17 protein-coding genes, 1 riboswitch and 1 other annotated feature are annotated in these 18,736 nt (G+C 32.6%); all 17 genes read left to right on the plus strand.

From position 1 onward, the window contains the following. The 17 genes from gap (at nt 1) to HMPREF2864_RS00795 (ending at nt 18,706) form a co-directional block, all read left to right on the plus strand. Entirely contained in the window at nt 1–1,002 is a 1,002-nt protein-coding gene (gene gap / locus HMPREF2864_RS00715) for a type I glyceraldehyde-3-phosphate dehydrogenase (RefSeq protein ID WP_002458885.1), read from the plus strand. Between the two features lie 172 nt (nt 1,003–1,174). Continuing rightward, nucleotides 1,175–2,182: a biotin synthase BioB gene (bioB, locus tag HMPREF2864_RS00720; RefSeq protein WP_002493146.1), complete on the plus strand. Its 1,008-nt coding sequence runs from the start codon at nt 1,175–1,177 to the stop codon at nt 2,180–2,182. 315 nt (nt 2,183–2,497) lie between these two features. Beyond that, complete coding sequence (nrdR, locus tag HMPREF2864_RS00725; protein ID WP_002458887.1) at nt 2,498–2,968, plus strand: transcriptional regulator NrdR; 471 nt, start codon at nt 2,498–2,500, stop codon at nt 2,966–2,968. After that, nucleotides 2,969–4,345: a replication initiation and membrane attachment family protein gene (locus HMPREF2864_RS00730; RefSeq protein WP_070544750.1), complete on the plus strand. Its 1,377-nt coding sequence runs from the start codon at nt 2,969–2,971 to the stop codon at nt 4,343–4,345. It abuts the gene before it with no gap. Further along, entirely contained in the window at nt 4,345–5,265 is a 921-nt protein-coding gene (gene dnaI / locus HMPREF2864_RS00735) for a primosomal protein DnaI (RefSeq protein ID WP_070544751.1), read from the plus strand. Before HMPREF2864_RS00730 ends, dnaI begins: the two co-directional genes overlap by 1 nt. A gap of 359 nt (nt 5,266–5,624) precedes the next feature. Next, nucleotides 5,625–7,562 carry a threonine--tRNA ligase gene (thrS, locus tag HMPREF2864_RS00740; protein ID WP_070544752.1) on the plus strand — a complete coding sequence of 646 codons (1,938 nt, stop codon included), beginning with the start codon at nt 5,625–5,627 and terminating at the stop codon, nt 7,560–7,562. Between the two features lie 49 nt (nt 7,563–7,611). Further along, a riboswitch (Lysine riboswitch) is annotated at nt 7,612–7,787 on the plus strand. Nucleotides 7,788–8,025: 238 nt separating this feature from the next. Next, nucleotides 8,026–9,519 carry an amino acid permease gene (locus HMPREF2864_RS00745; RefSeq protein WP_002458892.1) on the plus strand — a complete coding sequence of 498 codons (1,494 nt, stop codon included), beginning with the start codon at nt 8,026–8,028 and terminating at the stop codon, nt 9,517–9,519. 62 nt (nt 9,520–9,581) lie between these two features. After that, nucleotides 9,582–9,707, plus strand: a sequence feature (ribosomal protein L20 leader region). A gap of 23 nt (nt 9,708–9,730) precedes the next feature. Further along, nucleotides 9,731–10,258, plus strand: coding sequence for a translation initiation factor IF-3 (gene infC, locus HMPREF2864_RS00750; RefSeq protein WP_002478060.1), 528 nt, complete (start codon nt 9,731–9,733; stop codon nt 10,256–10,258). Nucleotides 10,259–10,286: 28 nt separating this feature from the next. After that, nucleotides 10,287–10,487: a 50S ribosomal protein L35 gene (gene rpmI, locus HMPREF2864_RS00755; RefSeq protein WP_002458894.1), complete on the plus strand. Its 201-nt coding sequence runs from the start codon at nt 10,287–10,289 to the stop codon at nt 10,485–10,487. Between the two features lie 47 nt (nt 10,488–10,534). Continuing rightward, the gene (rplT, locus tag HMPREF2864_RS00760) at nt 10,535–10,891 is read left to right on the plus strand and encodes a 50S ribosomal protein L20 (protein WP_002458895.1); all 357 of its coding nucleotides are present in this window, start codon (nt 10,535–10,537) and stop codon (nt 10,889–10,891) included. Between the two features lie 279 nt (nt 10,892–11,170). Then, a complete protein-coding gene (locus HMPREF2864_RS00765) occupies nt 11,171–11,782 on the plus strand; it encodes an NUDIX domain-containing protein (RefSeq protein WP_002492922.1) in 612 nt (203 codons plus the stop codon). A gap of 16 nt (nt 11,783–11,798) precedes the next feature. Beyond that, nucleotides 11,799–12,722: a hypothetical protein gene (locus tag HMPREF2864_RS00770; protein ID WP_070544753.1), complete on the plus strand. Its 924-nt coding sequence runs from the start codon at nt 11,799–11,801 to the stop codon at nt 12,720–12,722. A 163-nt stretch (nt 12,723–12,885) separates the two neighbouring features. Then, nucleotides 12,886–14,193, plus strand: a complete 1,308-nt coding sequence (tig, locus tag HMPREF2864_RS00775) for a trigger factor (protein WP_002458898.1) — start codon at nt 12,886–12,888, stop codon at nt 14,191–14,193. Nucleotides 14,194–14,396: 203 nt separating this feature from the next. Then, on the plus strand, nt 14,397–15,659 hold the full coding sequence (gene clpX, locus HMPREF2864_RS00780; RefSeq protein ID WP_002458899.1) for an ATP-dependent Clp protease ATP-binding subunit ClpX: 1,263 nt from the start codon (nt 14,397–14,399) through the stop codon (nt 15,657–15,659). Between the two features lie 136 nt (nt 15,660–15,795). Beyond that, nucleotides 15,796–16,383, plus strand: coding sequence for a ribosome biogenesis GTP-binding protein YihA/YsxC (gene yihA, locus HMPREF2864_RS00785; protein ID WP_037543113.1), 588 nt, complete (start codon nt 15,796–15,798; stop codon nt 16,381–16,383). A 142-nt stretch (nt 16,384–16,525) separates the two neighbouring features. Beyond that, the gene (gene hemA / locus HMPREF2864_RS00790) at nt 16,526–17,872 is read left to right on the plus strand and encodes a glutamyl-tRNA reductase (protein WP_070544754.1); all 1,347 of its coding nucleotides are present in this window, start codon (nt 16,526–16,528) and stop codon (nt 17,870–17,872) included. Between the two features lie 21 nt (nt 17,873–17,893). Next, the gene (locus tag HMPREF2864_RS00795; protein WP_002458902.1) at nt 17,894–18,706 is read left to right on the plus strand and encodes a cytochrome C assembly family protein; all 813 of its coding nucleotides are present in this window, start codon (nt 17,894–17,896) and stop codon (nt 18,704–18,706) included. The last annotated feature ends 30 nt before the right edge of the window (nt 18,707–18,736 follow it).

Below are 18,736 nucleotides of genomic sequence, written 5' to 3' on the forward strand. Positions count from 1 at the left end.
ATGTCAACGAATATTGCAATTAATGGAATGGGTAGAATTGGAAGAATGGTGCTAAGAATAGCACTAAAGAATGAGGCATTGAATGTAGTTGCCATCAATGCTAGCTATCCTCCTGAAACAATTGCACATTTAATTAATTATGACACAACACATGGGAGATACGATAAAAGAGTAGAACCTATTGAAAGTGGAATTCGAGTGGAAGGCCATGATATTAAATTAGTGTCTGATAGAAACCCAGAAAATTTACCCTGGAAAGATTTAGAAATTGATATCGTCATTGAAGCGACCGGTAAATTTAACCATGGTGATAAAGCTAAGGCACATATTCAAGCAGGAGCTAAAAAAGTGTTATTGACAGGACCATCAAAAGGCGGAAAAGTACAGATGGTGGTTAAAGGTGTTAACGATCAAGACTTAGATACTGATACATATGACATATTTAGTAATGCGTCGTGTACTACGAATTGTATCGGACCAGTTGCAAAAGTTTTAAATGATAGTTTTGGCATTGAAAATGGCTTAATGACAACGGTACATGCAATTACAAATGATCAAAATAATATAGATAATCCGCATAAAGATCTGAGAAGAGCGCGTTCTTGTGGGGAAAGTATTATACCAACATCAACAGGTGCTGCTAAAGCATTAAAAGAAGTTATGCCAGAATTGAATGGCAAACTACATGGCATAGCACTTCGTGTGCCAACTCAAAATGTATCATTAGTTGATTTAGTCGTTGATTTAAAACAAAAAGTGACAGTAGATGAAGTTAATCATGCATTTAGAGATGCAAACTTACAAGGAATTATTGATGTTGAAGAGGCCCCTCTAGTTTCTAAGGACTATAATACAAATCCTCATTCAGCAGTTATAGATGCTAAAAATACAATGGTCATGGGAGACAATAAGGTTAAAGTTATAGCCTGGTATGATAACGAATGGGGATATTCTAATAGAGTAGTTGAGGTAGCAAATCAACTTGGAGAACTAATTAAATAAACAATTTATTACTGCATCAATGCGAGGTAAGTTGGAAACTTACCTCGTTTTATATTTTAAGTCTTAACAAAATAAACAACTACATTGTAAACTTTATAATATCTATGGTTTACAATGTTGGTATCAAAGACTAAGATATAACTATATTGAAAGCAGAAAGGTATGTGGGGAAATGAACTTAGCAAATCAAATTATTAACGGGAAATATTTAACTCAGGCTGAGTGCTTAAAAATTTACAGAGATGCTTCTTTAGCTACATTAGATTTAGTGCATGAAGCTTATTTAATTAGACGACATTATTTCGGTCATAAAGTCAAACTAAATATGATTTTGAATGCAAAAAGTGGAATTTGTTCTGAAGATTGTGGCTATTGTGGTCAATCTAGAGAGATGAAGCACAAACAACGATACGCCTTGGTGTCAAATGAAACAATATGTAAGGGCGCAGATGTTGCTTCAAATAATAAAATTGGTACGTATTGTATTGTTATGAGTGGTAGAGGACCAAGTGACAAAGAAGTAGAACATATTACAAAAACGGTAAAAGATATAAAAAAGGATCATCCACAATTAAAGATTTGTGCCTGTCTTGGATTGGCTAACGAAGAGCAGGCAGAAAAATTAAAAGCTGCTGGAGTTGATCGCTATAATCATAATATTAATACTAGCGAGTCGTATCATGGGCAAGTTGTTTCAACACATACATATGATGAACGTATACAAACGTTATCATATATGAAAGAACATCATATTTCACCATGTTCAGGCGTAATATGTGGTATGGGTGAAAGCGATGAAGACATAATTGATATGGCTTTCGCATTGAAAAAAATAGATGCTGATAGTATTCCAGTGAATTTTTTACATCCGATACAAGGAACAAAATTTGGTAGTATGGATGATTTAACGCCTATGAAGTGTTTAAGAATATTATCTATATTCCGCTTAATAAACCCTACAAAAGAAATTCGTGTTGCAGGTGGCCGTGAAGTAAATTTGCGATCATTACAACCACTCGCATTACAAATTGCAAACTCGATATTTGTAGGTGACTATTTAATTACCGGTGGTCAACCAAATGAGTTAGATTATCAAATGCTCGAGGATCTAGGTTTTGAAATTGATTATGGCAATGACGATGAAATAACTTTTAGTCATCCACAATTCAAATCAAAGTAAATACAGAAAAAACAACGTTACAATTCAACAAACAACATCAATTAAAAAATTTTAATATATTGTTCCGCTATTGAGAATAAGTAATATTTATTATGGAGGGGCAAACTGTAAAGTAAAGCCATAATTGAATAATTTTTCTTGAAAAAAGTAAAATAGAAAAGGTTTTATAAATATATAAGAATAGCGTGTATAAAAAAGTTATGTTAAATTGCTATTTGTTAAAATTCTGTATGGATTCAATGAACATGTCACTGCTTTTGTCAAAATAGAAAATATAGTATAATGAAGCATAATCTAATCAAGAGGGTGATATAAATGAAATGCCCAAAATGTAGCTCTACACATTCAAAAGTTGTTGATTCAAGACATGCGGATGAAGCAAATGCAATCCGTCGCCGCCGTGAATGTGAGAAATGCGGCACGCGTTTTACTACTTTTGAACACATAGAAGTGAGCCCATTAATCGTTGTTAAAAAAGATGGTACACGTGAACAATTTTTAAGAGAAAAAATATTAAACGGTTTGGTAAGATCTTGTGAAAAAAGACCTGTGCGTTATCAACAATTAGAAGATATTACAAACAAAGTAGAATGGCAATTGCGTGATGAGGGTCACACTGAAATTTCTTCGAGAGATATTGGGGAACATGTAATGAATTTACTTATGCATGTCGATCAAGTTTCTTATGTCAGATTCGCATCCGTATATAAAGAATTTAAAGATGTTGATCAGCTTCTAGCTTCCATGCAAGGTATCTTAAATGATAATAAACGGAGTGACTCTTAAATGACCATGCAAGCTTACCAATTTGATTTAAGACCAAGAGATAGTTTTGAAGTTATTCGTCATTTTGAGCTTAGTCAGGCTCACTTAGAAATATTGAATCGATTATATGCTCCATTGATTGGTACGCATGCCATTGGTTTATATCATTATTTAAATCAGTTTGTATCTGAAAATAATCAGGAATTGCTAACGCATTATACCATTATGAATGAGTTAAAGGTTAATTTATTAGATTTTAGAAAGACAATGGATTATTTAGAGGGGATTGGCTTGCTTAAATCTTTTGTGCGCCATCAATCTGATAATTCAAATTTTATCTATGAACTAATACAACCACCTACAGCTTATCAATTTTTTAATGATCCTATGCTGTCAGTTTTTTTATTTAGTGAAGTCGATAAAAAGCGCTTTGTACAGTTAAAACAATATTTTGAGCAAGATAGAAAAGATTTAACAAATTATCAAAATATTACGCACAAATTTACTGAAGTTTTTAAAATGCCTAATAAAGATATTAAAATTGATAGTCAAAACATTAAATCATCTCAATATTATAAAGGTCTTGATTTGTCTAATGAACACTTTGATTTCGAATTACTTAAAGAGTTACTTCAACATCATTTTATTAGTAGTGAAATAGTTACAGATGAAGCTAAAGCTTTAATCTTACAATTGGCTACTTTATACGGTTTAACTGTTGAGGCAATGAAACGCATGATTTTAAACTCTATTACAAGTGCACAAACTTTATCGTTTGAAGAGTTACGCAAACAAGCAAGATCATATTATTTAATTGAGCATGAACAGCAATTGCCTAAATTAGAGATAAATGCTGATAAATATTATGATTCTGAGAGCCAACATACGCGCGATAACTCGACTAATACAAAACAAGACGAGTGGCTATCTAGTTTAGATAATATAAGCCCAGTTGATATGCTCTCCTCATGGTCGGGTTCAGAACCGACTCATCAACAAAAGCTGATGATAGAAGAATTGGTTAGTAGAGAAAAACTACCGTTAGGCGTCATAAATATATTATTACAATTTGTGATGTTAAAAAACGAAATGATGTTGCCTAAAAAATATATATTTGAAGTTGCTTCTAATTGGAAAAAATTAGGCATTTCAAATGCAAAAGAAGCATACGAACGAGCACTAAAAATGAATGAACCAAAACAAGTAGAGCAAAAACCTCAAAATGCAAAGAATCGTTATTATGGAAAACAAATTGTTTCTAGAGAGAAAACACCGAAATGGCTGGAAAACAGAGACACTGCTAAAAGACAAGAGAAAATAAAGAAAAAAGATGACAATTTGGAGAAAGATAGACAACAATTCCTAGAGCAATTAAAAAAAGATTGGGGTGATGATTAATGAAAAGCTTTAAAAATATTATGGGATCAGATTCAAATTTAGAACAGCGTATTTCACAAATCAAGCAACAAGTTATTAACGATCCAGATGTTAAGCAATTTTTAACTATGCACCAAAGTGAATTAACAAATGCCATGATTGATCGTGATTTAAATGTATTGCAAGAATTTAAAGACCAGCAAAAGCATTATGATGGTCATGATTATCATTCATGTCCCAACTTTGTTAAAGGACACATACCTGAACTTTATGTTGAAGATGAACGCATAAAAATAAAATATTTACCATGTCCTTGCAAAATTAAATACGATGAAGCGCGTTTTGATAGCCAACTAGTTACTTCCCACCATATGCAGCGTGACACACTTAATGCAAAGTTAAATGATATATTTACTGAAGATCGAGATCGATTAGAAATAGCGATAAAAGCTAATCACATATGTAAAAGTATTATTAATGGTAAAAGTGTCAAAGGCTTATACATTTATGGACCATTTGGAACAGGAAAATCGTTTATTTTAGGTGCGATGGCTAATCAGTTAAAATCACAAAAAGTTGCCTCAACTATCGTATATTTGCCTGAATATATTAGAAGCTTAAAGAATGGTTTTAAAGACGGCAGTTACGAACAACGATTAGCTCGAATTAGAGAAGCTGGAATATTAATGTTAGATGATATAGGTGCTGAAGAAGTAACTCCATGGGTTAGAGATGAAATTATTGGACCTTTATTACATTATCGTATGGTTCAAGAATTGCCAACTTTCTTTAGTTCTAATTTAAGCTTTGAAGAATTGGAACATCATTTGTCTATAACACGTGAAGGGGCAGAAAAAACAAAAGCTGCAAGGATTATAGAGCGTATAAAAAGCTTAGCTGATGATGTATATTTAGAAGGAAAAAATTATAGAAACAATTGATATTTTAAATATGTGTTGTATAATGAACGTAAATCTATATCGTTGAAATTTTTGAAGATACGACATGTTAAGGGTATTATTTAGAAAGCCATTGGTTGATGAAAAATGGTTAATAACTTTTCGTGTTACTCCTTCATTTGTAGACATTTGTAATGAATGTCCGGCTCAAGACCGTTATCTTATGTAGAGGTAGAGTGATGATATATTCATATAAGTACTTTAAGATATATGAATTTTCATTACTTAATTAGGGTGGCATCGCGATAATCTCGTCCCTTTGTTGGGATGGGATTTTTATTTTGCTGCTATATATAATAAAGAATCAACGATACTAGTTCATATTTTAGGAGGATGTTAGTATGACCAAAATAAATATTCAATTTCCTGACGGTAATAAGAAGGCTTTCGATAAAGGTATTACTACTGAAGAAATTGCACAGTCAATTAGTCCTGGATTACGTAAAAAAGCTGTAGCTGGTAAGTTTAATCAGCAACTCATTGACTTAGCACGACCACTTGAAGAAGATGGAGAAATCGAAATTGTTACTCCTGGTAGTGAAGAAGCATTAGAAGTGTTAAGACATTCAACAGCATATTTAATGGCAAATGCATTAAAACGTTTATATGGAAATGTACAATTTGGAGTTGGTCCGGTTATTGAAGGCGGGTTCTATTATGACTTTGATATGGAAAATAAAATTTCCTCAGACGATTTTGAAAAGATTGAAAAAATGATGAAACAAATCGTTAATGAAAATCATAAAATTGAACGTAAGGTTGTTTCTAGAGAAGAAGCTAAAGAATTCTTTAAGGATGACCCTTATAAATTAGAATTAATTGATGCAATTCCTCAAGATGAGATGGTCACATTGTATTCACAAGGCGACTTCACAGATTTATGTCGTGGGGTACATGTACCTTCAACAGCAAAAATCAAAGAATTTAAGTTATTATCTACTGCAGGGGCATATTGGCGTGGAGATAGCAATAATAAAATGCTTCAACGTATATATGGAACTGCTTTCTTCGACAAAAAAGACTTAAAAGCACATTTACAATTACTTGAAGAACGTCGTGAACGTGATCATCGTAAGATTGGTAAAGATTTAGAGTTGTTTACAAATAATCAGTTAGTTGGTGCTGGATTACCTCTTTGGTTACCAAACGGTGCGACAATACGACGTGAAATTGAGCGCTATATCGTTGATAAAGAAGTTAGTATGGGATATGACCATGTTTATACACCTGTTTTAGCAAATGTCGATTTATATAGAACTTCTGGTCATTGGGCTCATTATAGAGATGATATGTTTCCACCGATGAAATTAGATGAAAATGAAGAAATGGTATTACGTCCAATGAATTGTCCTCATCATATGATGATTTATAAAAATAAACCACATTCTTATCGTGAGTTACCAATCCGTCTTGCTGAATTAGGCACAATGCATCGTTATGAAGCAAGCGGTGCAGTATCAGGCCTACAGCGTGTTAGAGGTATGACTTTAAATGACTCACATATTTTTGTTAGACCTGACCAAATTAAGGATGAATTTAAGCGTGTAGTTCATATGATTCAAGATGTATATAAAGACTTTGGATTTGAAGATTATACATTCCGCTTAAGTTACAGAGACCCTGAAGATAAAGAGAAGTATATGGATGACGATGATATGTGGAATAAAGCAGAGTCAATGTTAAAAGAAGCAGTTGATGAGCTTGGTTTGCCTTATGTTGAAGCAATAGGTGAAGCGGCATTTTATGGTCCTAAACTAGATGTTCAGGTTAAAACTGCTATGGGCAAAGAAGAAACATTATCAACAGCACAACTAGACTTTTTATTGCCAGAGCGCTTTGAATTAACTTATATCGGTAGTGATGGTGAGTATCATAGACCAGTAGTGATACATCGTGGCGTTGTATCTACGATGGAACGTTTTGTCGCTTTCTTAACAGAAGAAACAAAAGGCGCTTTTCCAACATGGTTGGCACCTAAGCAAGTTGAAATTATTCCAGTCAATGTTGATTTACATTATGACTATGCAAGAAACTTGCAAGATGAATTAAAATCCCAAGGAGTACGAGTTGAAATTGATGATCGTAATGAAAAAATGGGTTATAAAATACGTGAAGCACAAATGCAGAAAATTCCATATCAAATTGTTGTCGGTGATAAAGAGGTTGAGAATAACCAAGTTAATGTTCGTCAATACGGCTCTCAAGATCAACAGACGCTTGAAAGGGACGAATTTATATGGAATTTAGTTGATGAAATCAGACTAAAAAAACATAGATAGTCTTGTAATATAGTAGGAATTAATGTATATTCATTATATAAAATTTTAAATTTGAGTTAGAGGTTGCAACTTTAATAAGTAACTTATCTATAGTTTTTATGGGACGCATATAGGTGAGTGAAAGGTAATGTTGCCGAAGCAAATGTTTATCCATAATATATGTTTGTTGGGACAGTTATCGAATAGATACTGTACTGTCACAATATGTGATGTGCTACCAATATAGAAAAAATGGTTGTATATCTCTTATAGATATGTAACCATTTTTTATGCTTTAACATCGATTCGTTTGATAAAAAGAAAAGGACGCGATAAAACACTTGTAAAACAATAATAATTTCTCAACGGAAATTTTTGTGTATTTGACGATATAAAGATACGTTCATCATGTGTTTTGTCCCTTATCTACAATTGAAAAACGGGTGTATTTAGCTAGCCTCTACGTAAAAGAAAGGGAGCTTTTATGTCTAAGATTGAAAGTCAAAATGGCGGTATTATACGAGGATTAAAAGACCGTCATATTTCTATGATTGCTATGGGAGGGTGTATTGGTACAGGACTGTTTATGACTTCTGGTGGTGCCATACACGATGCAGGTGCGCTTGGCGCATTGATAGCATATGCAATTATTGGTATTATGGTATTTTTCTTAATGACTTCTTTAGGAGAGATGGCAACATACTTACCTGTCTCAGGTTCATTTAGTACTTATGCAACGCGCTTTGTAGATCCTTCATTAGGTTTTGCATTAGGTTGGAATTATTGGTTTAACTGGGTTATTACGGTTGCTGCGGATGTAACTATTGCCGCGCAAGTTATTCAATATTGGACACCAATGGCAGGGATACCTGCATGGCTATGGAGCTGTATCTTTTTAGTCATCATATTCTCATTGAATTCATTATCTGTAAGAATCTATGGTGAGAGTGAATACTGGTTCGCTTTAATTAAAGTTGTTACGGTTATTATTTTCATTGCTATAGGTCTTCTAACTATTATTGGAATAATGGGTGGTAAATTTGTTGGCTTTGAAACATTTACTAAAGGCGAAGGACCTATACTTGGTGGGAATTTCGGCGGAAGCTTGCTATCTATATTAGGTGTGTTCTTAGTAGCAGGTTTTTCATTCCAAGGTACAGAACTTATAGGGATTACTGCTGGAGAATCTGAAAATCCAGAGCGTGCCGTGCCAAAGGCGATTAAACAAGTGTTTTGGAGAATATTGTTATTTTATATTTTAGCAATTTTTGTTATTGGAATGTTAATACCTTATGATAGTAATGCCTTAATGGGCGGAGATAATAGCATTGCAACTTCTCCATTTACATTAGTTTTTAAAAATGCTGGATTAGCTTTTGCCGCATCATTTATGAATGCAGTTATTTTAACTTCAGTATTATCCGCTGGTAACTCTGGAATGTATGCATCAACAAGAATGCTTTATTCAATGAGTAAAGATAAATTAGCATTCCCGATTTTCGGGAAAACTAATAAATATGGTGTGCCATATTTATCTTTATTACTCACAGCAATATTAGTGATCATTATCTTTTTAGTTCAAAAGGTTAGTGGCAATGCATATGAATATATCGTTGCGGCAAGTGGCATGACTGGTTTTATCGCATGGGTAGGTATTGCTGTAAGTCACTATCGATTTAGACGTGCATTCCAACGACAACACCATAATAAAAAAGAATTAAAATACAAAGCTAAATGGTTCCCATTTGGACCTATTTTTGCTGGTATTCTATGCGTTATTGTTATCATAGGTCAAGATGTGGATTTCATTAAAACTGGTGAATTTGATTTAAATCGCTTTGTTATTACTTATATGGGTATTCCGGTATTCTTAGTGTTCTTTATCTATCATAAATTAAGATACAAAACCAAAAAGATTCCACTAGAAGAAGTTGATTTAAGACAAGATGTTCACATGAATGAAATAAAACACCATTAATTTATAAAAGTAATTGACTTAATCATATAATGTTGTTATGATTGTATACGTTGAATACGAAACGTACCAAGTAGAAACACCCGTTTCTCACCTGTAGCGACGCATCAAGCTGTTGGCAGGTTAACATGACAGGCATTATTATGTCAGATTAAAGAGCGGGTATGCTATACCTGCTCTTTTTTGCTTGGAAAATTTCGTAAAATTTTGGGAGGTGTCAATCATAGCAAAAGATCAAACTCAAATTAATGAGAAAATTCGTGCTAAAGAATTACGTTTAATCGGACAAGATGGTGAGCAAATTGGAGTGAAATCTAAACGTGAAGCGTTAGAAATGGCTGAACGCGTAGAATTAGATTTGGTTGTAGTAGCTCCAAATGCTAAACCGCCTGTTGCAAGAATAATGGATTATGGTAAGTATAAATTCGAGCAACAGAAGAAAGAAAAAGAAATGAAGAAAAAACAAAAAGTCATCAATGTTAAAGAAATTCGTCTAAGTCCAACTATTGAGGAACATGATTTCCAAACGAAGTTGAAAAATGGACGTAAGTTCTTAACCAAAGGTGACAAATGTAAGGTTTCAATTCGCTTCAGAGGCCGTGCAATTACACATAAAGAAATTGGTCAACGTGTTCTTGAAAAATTTGCTGACGAGTGTAAAGATATTGCCACTGTTGAACAAAAACCTAAAATGGATGGGCGTCAAATGTTTATCATGTTAGCGCCAGTCAACGAAAAATAATTTAACGATTAGTAGGAGGAAATGGATCATGCCTAAAATGAAAACTCACCGTGGAGCAGCTAAACGTGTTAAAAGAACTGGTTCAGGACAATTAAAACGTTCTAGAGCGTTTACTTCACATTTATTTGCAAATAAAAATACAAAACAAAAACGTCACTTACGTAAAGCAAGATTAGTTTCTAAAAGCGACTTAAAACGCGTAAAACAATTACTTGCATACAAAAAGTAACAACCAATAATGAACATATAGAGTGATTTACTAAGGAGGAATTTAATATGCCACGAGTTAAAGGTGGAACAGTAACAAGAGCGCGTCGTAAAAAAACGATTAAATTAGCTAAAGGTTACTTTGGTTCAAAACATACATTATATAAAGTAGCAAAACAACAAGTTATGAAATCAGGTCAATATGCATTCCGTGACCGTCGTCAACGTAAACGTGATTTCCGTAAATTATGGATCACACGTATCAATGCTGCAGCACGTCAACATGACATGAGTTATTCTCGTTTGATGAATGGCTTGAAAAAAGCTGACATCGATATTAACCGAAAAATGCTTTCTGAAATCGCAATTTCAGATGAAAAAGCTTTTGGCGAATTAGTTTCTAAAGCAAAAGAAGCTTTAAAATAATATTTCAAAAATCCGGGACATAGAGGTATCGGATTAAAACAAAAACGCTAAATTCTATCATGTTTCAATAGAATTTAGCGTTTTTGTAATTTTTTATAACTTATAGCATGCAGTATTGATTTCAAGAGAAGGACAGAGAGAATTTTAAATCATCTTTATGTTATTATTACGAGACTTATGTCCAAGACTCTACACCATTATTCACTTTTCATTACATTGTCAATCATTTTAATAGTTTGCTAAAATGTGAGATAAGAAATATTTAATAAGGAGAAAAACATGTCTAAATTTGATGAACAAATTATTGTAGTTCCTAGATCAATATTATTTGATAATAATAAAAATGCATTTAATGGTTTTTTAACCAAACATGGTAATCAGGGTGAAGAGATATTTAATAAGTTAGATGCTTATGAAGTAAAACGACGTGGTGATATGGAAGAAGATCCAAGTTATAAACAATTAATATCTTACTGCTTACTCGAAAATGAACATGGTGAAATATTAGTTTATGAACGTTTATCAGGTGGTGGCGAGCAAAGGTTACACGGGCAGAGTTCAATTGGCGTAGGTGGTCATATGAATGACGTCGTAGGCGCCGATAATGTCAATGAAGTACTTCGTGTCAACGCACAAAGAGAATTAGAGGAAGAAGTTGGTCTATCATCAGACAAATCGCAGAATATGCAATATATTGGTTTTATTAATGATGATAATAATGAAGTTGGTCGTGTACACATTGGTGTTGTCTTTAAAATTACAGTCAATTCCAATGATGTAGAGGCTAAGGAGACAGACACGTTAAGAATTAAATGGATGGAACAAGGTAAAATAGATAATTATGACGATTTTGAAACTTGGAGTGCTTTAATTCTACAAGATTTGTATTAATTGAGGTGTAAATAAGATGTCCGATGTTATACCTTTTCCTAGATCACAACTAAAGCTAACAAACGAAATTATTGATGCTCATAAAAATAAAAATCATACGTTAGTTTATGATTTATTTGAAACATACGAAGCACATTTTGAACTTGATGAAACGCTGTCTTTGATTAAATGTGAGACATTACTACAGCTAAATGCTTTTTTAGAGCTCAGAGAAGAAACGATTATTTTATTAAAGAAGGGCTTACAAAAGTATGATGAATTAATGATATATTACATTCAAAGTTTAAATGGCTTGGGACAATACTTTGAAGCAGTGGAAGTTATTGATCAAATTATTGATGAAGTAAAACTTCATGAAACAAGGATGGCACTTCATCCGATGCGTGAATTTGCTAAAGCACAATTATTAGAAGATAAACAACGTGTGACGGATATGCTTGGTCGCTTTGAATCATTATCGCGACGTGAGCAATCTCAACTGATATTACAACTTATTGATAATGGCCATTATGAATTTAAAGATTCAATTGCTAACATTATTCATTATTATCAAATACCACCACATGTGCTTAGTGTAATGATCGAGTATCTAAGATTTGCGCAATATTCAAAAGTAATTTCTATTCGAAAATATAGTCAAACATTTACAGTCCAACCTAATTTATTACTAGGTTTTGAGCATACATCTATGAAGACACAAGTGATTCCTGAAGTAATGAAAAAACTGGAAGACAATGAATTTAATCTTTTAAATGAAGCAAGACATATTATGAATAATCACACCATTTTACTTTATCCACTGGATATATATGATTTGTATAATAAGCAACAGTGGATAGATGGCTATGTTACTTATTTTAAATCTATGTTTGATTTAAGCAACAACGAAGACAATATGAGTATATTGTGTTTTATTCAGCAATTAGATAAAGATGTGTAGGCTAATCACTTTTAAATTGAAGGTGTATCAGTTAATATAAATTTGTTGTGAAACTACACAAATATGGCTAAACACCAGAATATCAATGTTTGTCTCCATAATTGTCGTATGATATAATGATGGAGTTGAAAAATTAAAAAAGTAAGCATGGAGGTATTTATACATGACAGCAACTTGGGAAAAAAAGGAAGGTAACGAAGGATTATTGACAGTTACAGTTCCTGCAGAAAAAGTAAACAAAGCGTTAGATAAAGCTTTTAAAAAAGTAGTTAAACAAATTAATGTACCTGGTTTCCGTAAAGGAAAAGTACCACGTCCAATCTTTGAACAACGTTTTGGTGTGGAAGCATTATATCAAGATGCAGTAGATATTTTATTACCAGAAGCATATGGTGAAGCCATTGAAGAAACAGGTATCAAACCAGTTGATCAACCTGAAGTAAACGTAACTCAAATTGAAAAAGGCAAAGACTTTGAATTTGAAGCAACTGTTACAGTTGAACCAGAAGTTGAATTAGGTGACTATAAAGGTTTAGAAATTGAAAAGCAAGAAACAGAATTAACAGATGAAGAATTACAAGAGTCTATTGACCATAGTTTGAGTCATTTAGCTGATATGGTAGTTAAAGAAGACGGCGTAGTTGAAAATGGCGATACTGTAAATATTGACTTCTCTGGTTCAGTAGATGGTGAAGCATTTGAAGGTGGACAAGCTGAAAAATACGATCTAGAAATCGGTTCAGGGTCATTTATTCCAGGATTTGAAGAACAATTAGAAGGCTTAAAAACTGGAGAAGAAAAAGACGTTGTTGTTACTTTCCCAGAAGAATATCATGCTGAAGAATTAGCTGGTAAAGAAGCTACATTCAAAACTAAAATCAATGAAATCAAATTTAAAGAAGTTCCAGAATTGGATGATGAAATTGCGAACGAATTAGATTCTGAGGCAAATTCAGTTGATGAGTATAAAGAAAATCTACGCAAGCGTTTAGCTGAACAAAAAGAGACTAACGCTGAAAACGTAGAAAAAGAAGAAGCAATCAACAAAGCAACAGAAAATGCTAAAATTGATATTCCTCAAGCAATGATTAATACTGAATTAGATCGTATGGTTCAAGAATTTGCACAAAGAATTCAGCAACAAGGATTAGATTTACAAACGTACTTCCAAATTTCTGGTCAAGATGAATCTCAAATGAGAGAACAGATGAAAGGCGATGCAGAACAACGTGTTAAAACAAACTTAACACTTACAGCAATTGCCGATGCTGAAAACATTGAGGTATCTGAAGAAGATATTGATAAAGAATTAGAAAAAATGAGTTCACAATTTAACCTTTCAGTTGAAGATATTAAAAATACATTAGGAAATACAGATATCATCAAAAATGACGTTCGTATTCAAAAAGTGATCGACTTATTACGCGACAACGCAAAATTAGTAGAAGCAAAATCTGAAGACAAAGAATAAACAGCGTCAATGTAACAAATCAAATTGAGATATTTATGTACTCATTATTTCTCAAATTATTATTTTAATAGATAATTGAAGGTAGCAGGTGCATCATTTATGTATCTGCTACTCTACATTTAAGCAGAAGAGTTGTAGAAGTATTAAGTTGCATTGTAAAATGCATTCTAGTATAGTCGTTAGGGAATAGAGGTGTAAAAGGAATGTTTAAATTTAATGAAGACGAAGAAAATTTAAAATGTTCTTTCTGCGGTAAGGATCAAGATCAAGTAAAGAAATTAGTAGCAGGAAGTGGCGTTTATATATGCAATGAGTGTATTGAGTTATGTTCAGAAATTGTTGAAGAAGAGTTAGCACAAACATCTTCGGAAGAATTTACTGAAGTACCTACACCTAAAGAAATCATGGCACATTTAAATGAATATGTTATCGGACAAGAAAAAGCAAAAAAATCATTAGCAGTTGCTGTGTATAATCACTATAAACGTATACAGCAATTAGGTCCAAATGAAGATGAAGTTGAGCTTCAAAAAAGTAACATCGCGTTAATTGGACCAACTGGTAGTGGTAAAACATTGCTCGCACAAACGTTAGCGAAAACATTAAATGTACCATTTGCTATTGCGGATGCAACAAGCTTAACAGAAGCTGGTTATGTGGGCGACGATGTTGAAAATATTTTATTACGCCTTATTCAAGCAGCTGATTTTGATATAGATAAAGCGGAAAAAGGTATTATATATGTCGATGAAATTGATAAGATTGCTCGCAAATCTGAAAACACATCTATCACACGTGATGTCTCAGGTGAAGGTGTACAACAGGCATTGCTAAAAATTTTAGAAGGTACGACTGCAAGTGTACCGCCACAAGGTGGAAGAAAGCATCCAAATCAAGAACTAATTCAAATTGATACGACTAACATACTATTTATTCTTGGTGGTGCTTTTGATGGTATTGAAGAAGTGATTAAACGTCGCCTTGGTGAAAAAGTAATTGGCTTTGCTAGTAATGAAGCTGATAAATATGATGAAGAAGCACTACTTGCACAAATTAGACCAGAAGATTTACAAGCATATGGCTTAATTCCTGAGTTTATTGGGCGTGTGCCAGTTGTAGCAAATTTAGAAACATTAGATGTTAAAGCATTAAAAAATATTTTAACACAACCTAAGAATGCGCTTGTAAAACAATACACTAAAATGCTTGAACTAGATAATGTCGATCTTGAGTTTACGGATGATGCATTGTCTGCAATTAGTGAAAAAGCGATAGAACGGAAAACAGGTGCACGTGGCTTGCGTTCAATTATTGAAGAAGCATTAATCAATATTATGTATGATGTGCCATCAACAGAGAATGTCTTTAAAGTTGTTATTACGTCAGATACAATAAACAATGAAATAGAACCAGAATTATATGACTCAGAAGGACAATTAATTAATAAAAATAAAACTTCAGCTTAAATTAGAAATGAAAGCGAAATGAGAATTTAATTACAATTCCATTTCGCTTTTTATATTATTTCATAATGACAATTTGAGTATGAAAATGATAAAGTAATTTAGGAAAGATTTTTAAATGATAAAGCGAGGATATAATATGAAGATAAATCCCAACAATATTGAGTTATTAATCAGTGCCGTAAAGGAAGAGCAATATCCAGATACTAATCTTTCAGAAATAGCTTTAAGTGGTCGTTCTAATGTTGGAAAATCTACGTTTATCAATAGTATGATTGGTAGAAAAAACATGGCACGCACATCTCAGCAGCCCGGGAAGACTCAAACATTAAACTTTTATAATATTGATCAACAACTCATATTTGTAGATGTACCCGGATATGGCTATGCAAAAGTGAGCAAATCTCAAAGAGAAAAGTTTGGCAAAATGATTGAAGAATATATCACAACTCGTGAAAATTTAAGGCTTGTTATTCAATTGGTTGACTTACGCCATGATCCGACACAAGATGACATATTAATGTACAATTATTTAAAGCATTTTGATATTCCAACGTTAGTTATTTGCACCAAAGAAGATAAAATTCCTAAAGGGAAAGTGCAAAAGCATTTGAAGAATATAAAAGAAAAATTAGATTTAGAAGATGAAGATAATATCATTAGTTATTCTTCAATTAAAAACAGTAGACAACAACAAATATGGAATTTACTTGAACCTTATCTATAAAGATTCACTATATGTTCATCATAAACTATGACAATTTTTTGAAACTAAATTAGAATGTTTCTAAATTGTTTAAGCAAGGTACTTAAACACATTATAATATATGTTATACTATGGTTATTGTAAGTATATGGAGGGCGTTAAAATGCATTTTATTGCTATAAGTATAAATCATCGCACTGCCGATGTTGCACTTAGAGAGCAAGTTGCTTTTAGAAATGATGCCTTACGTATTGCACATTTAGATTTATTTGAAACGAAGTCTATTTTGGAAAACGTTATTCTTTCTACGTGCAATCGTACTGAAGTATACGCTATTGTTGATCAAATTCATACGGGTCGCTATTATATTCAACGATTTTTAGCACGTTCATTTGGATTTGAAGTAGATGATATTAAAGCGATGTCAGAAGTTAAAGTGGGGGACGAAGCAGTAGAACATTTATTGCGAGTCACTTCTGGCTTAGATTCAATTGTATTAGGTGAAACACAAATCTTAGGTCAAATTAGAGATGCATTTTTCTTAGCTCAAGATAATCAAACAACTGGTACAATTTTTAATCATTTATTTAAACAGGCGATTACTTTTGCTAAAAAAGCACATAATGAAACAGATATTGCAGATAATGCGGTAAGTGTTTCTTATGCTGCTGTTGAATTAGCTAAAAAGGTATTTGGTAAACTGAAAAGTAAACAAGCAATCATTATTGGTGCAGGGGAAATGAGTGAACTATCTTTACTTAACTTATTAGGTGCTGGATTAACAAATATTACAGTAGTTAATAGAACACATTCAAAAGCACAAGAATTAGCTGAAAAACACAATGTAAGTTATGCAACTTTGAACGAGCTTCCAGATTTATTAATTCAAGCTGACATGGTAATTAGTTCAACAAGTTCGCCTGATTATGTTATTACTAAACAAATGATGGAGTATGTTGTACAATATCGTTCAGTGGCTTCTTTATTGTTACTTGATATCGCAGTACCTAGAGACATAGATCCTCAAGTGTCTGTAACAGATAATATTTTTAGTTATGATGTGGATGACTTAAACGGATTAGTTGATGCTAATTTAAGAGAGCGTCAATTGGCTGCAGATATTATTGCACAGCAGATTCCTTCAGCAATTGATGCCCATAATGATTGGGTTAATATGTTAGGAGTAGTTCCGGTTATTCGAGCGCTTAGAGAAAAAGCTATGGCGATTCAGGCTGAAACGATGGAAAGCATAGATCGCAAATTGCCTGATCTAAGTGAAAGGGAACGTAAAGTTATCTCTAAACACACTAAAAGTATCATCAATCAAATGCTAAAGGATCCTATTAAACAAGCTAAAGAATTAAGTAATGATAAAAACAGTTATGAAAAATTAGAGCTATTTCAAAACATTTTTGATATAGATGCAGAAGATCCATATCAGCAAGTAAAAGAACGCAAGGCACATCAAGAAAGTGAATTAGCAGTGCGTCGTATTTTTAGTTTTGAATAAGCATATTAATATGGTGATGATATGCAAGAAACCCTGTTTATTAGATTTCACGAAGTTATTTTAATCATATATGTTTTAAGTTTATTATGTTATTTTTGGGATTTTGTTAGAAAAACACATAAAGTGAGAACTTTTGGAAATTACACACTAGGGATTGTTTGGATGTTACAAACAATCTCTTTGTCTGTATATATCACTTCGCAACATGAAGTGCCATTAGGTTCTATATTCGATGTTTTTTTCTTTTTGGCTTGGATATTAATCACAATTTCATTAATATTAAATTTAATAAAGAGTATGAGTTTCTCAGTATTTTTCTTGAATTTAATAGGATTAGTGCTGTTAACAATGAGTACATTCCAACCTGATAACTACTCAACCCACGTAGAAAAAAGCGCTGTAATTAATGAGCTTCTTTTAGTCCATATTGGGCTTGCGGTACTTAGTTATGCATTTTATGCATTAGCATTTGTCAATGCACTACTTTTTATTATTCAATATCGCAACCTTAAAGAGAAAAATTTTGATCAAAAATATTTTCGCATTGGCAGTGTTGCTTCATTAGAAAATATTGTTTTTTATTCATCATTAGCCGGCTTTGTCCTAATGATAATGAGCATTATTTTAGGAGCACAATGGGGTGTATTTTCAGTTGGTAAAAGTATTTTTATAGATCCTAAAGTGATTTTATCATCAATTATTACTTCACTTTATGCTATTTATTTATTATGCCATGTTAAACGATGGCTAAGTGCGAAGCATCTCATTTATTTTAATATTATTTTGTTTTGCCTATGTATGATAAATCTTTTCTGTACAACACATTTTTCATAGGTTTATATTATGGCTTATGATGCTATTTAC

The sequence above is a fragment of the Staphylococcus sp. HMSC059F04 genome (assembly GCF_001812565.1).
Taxonomy (GTDB): domain Bacteria; phylum Bacillota; class Bacilli; order Staphylococcales; family Staphylococcaceae; genus Staphylococcus; species Staphylococcus lugdunensis.

What these genes read in the sequence shown, in the direction of transcription:
- nrdR (WP_002458887.1), top strand. Translation starts at nt 2,498, where the DNA reads ATGAAATGCCCAAAATGTAGCTCTACACATTCAAAAGTTGTTGATTCA.
- bioB (WP_002493146.1), top strand. Translation starts at nt 1,175, where the DNA reads ATGAACTTAGCAAATCAAATTATTAACGGGAAATATTTAACTCAGGCT.
- HMPREF2864_RS00765 (WP_002492922.1), top strand. Translation starts at nt 11,171, where the DNA reads ATGTCTAAATTTGATGAACAAATTATTGTAGTTCCTAGATCAATATTA.
- HMPREF2864_RS00770 (WP_070544753.1), top strand. Translation starts at nt 11,799, where the DNA reads ATGTCCGATGTTATACCTTTTCCTAGATCACAACTAAAGCTAACAAAC.
- tig (WP_002458898.1), top strand. Translation starts at nt 12,886, where the DNA reads ATGACAGCAACTTGGGAAAAAAAGGAAGGTAACGAAGGATTATTGACA.
- HMPREF2864_RS00795 (WP_002458902.1), top strand. Translation starts at nt 17,894, where the DNA reads ATGCAAGAAACCCTGTTTATTAGATTTCACGAAGTTATTTTAATCATA.
- clpX (WP_002458899.1), top strand. Translation starts at nt 14,397, where the DNA reads ATGTTTAAATTTAATGAAGACGAAGAAAATTTAAAATGTTCTTTCTGC.
- HMPREF2864_RS00730 (WP_070544750.1), top strand. Translation starts at nt 2,969, where the DNA reads ATGACCATGCAAGCTTACCAATTTGATTTAAGACCAAGAGATAGTTTT.
- rpmI (WP_002458894.1), top strand. Translation starts at nt 10,287, where the DNA reads ATGCCTAAAATGAAAACTCACCGTGGAGCAGCTAAACGTGTTAAAAGA.
- hemA (WP_070544754.1), top strand. Translation starts at nt 16,526, where the DNA reads ATGCATTTTATTGCTATAAGTATAAATCATCGCACTGCCGATGTTGCA.
- dnaI (WP_070544751.1), top strand. Translation starts at nt 4,345, where the DNA reads ATGAAAAGCTTTAAAAATATTATGGGATCAGATTCAAATTTAGAACAG.
- thrS (WP_070544752.1), top strand. Translation starts at nt 5,625, where the DNA reads ATGACCAAAATAAATATTCAATTTCCTGACGGTAATAAGAAGGCTTTC.
- gap (WP_002458885.1), top strand. Translation starts at nt 1, where the DNA reads ATGTCAACGAATATTGCAATTAATGGAATGGGTAGAATTGGAAGAATG.
- HMPREF2864_RS00745 (WP_002458892.1), top strand. Translation starts at nt 8,026, where the DNA reads ATGTCTAAGATTGAAAGTCAAAATGGCGGTATTATACGAGGATTAAAA.
- rplT (WP_002458895.1), top strand. Translation starts at nt 10,535, where the DNA reads ATGCCACGAGTTAAAGGTGGAACAGTAACAAGAGCGCGTCGTAAAAAA.
- yihA (WP_037543113.1), top strand. Translation starts at nt 15,796, where the DNA reads ATGAAGATAAATCCCAACAATATTGAGTTATTAATCAGTGCCGTAAAG.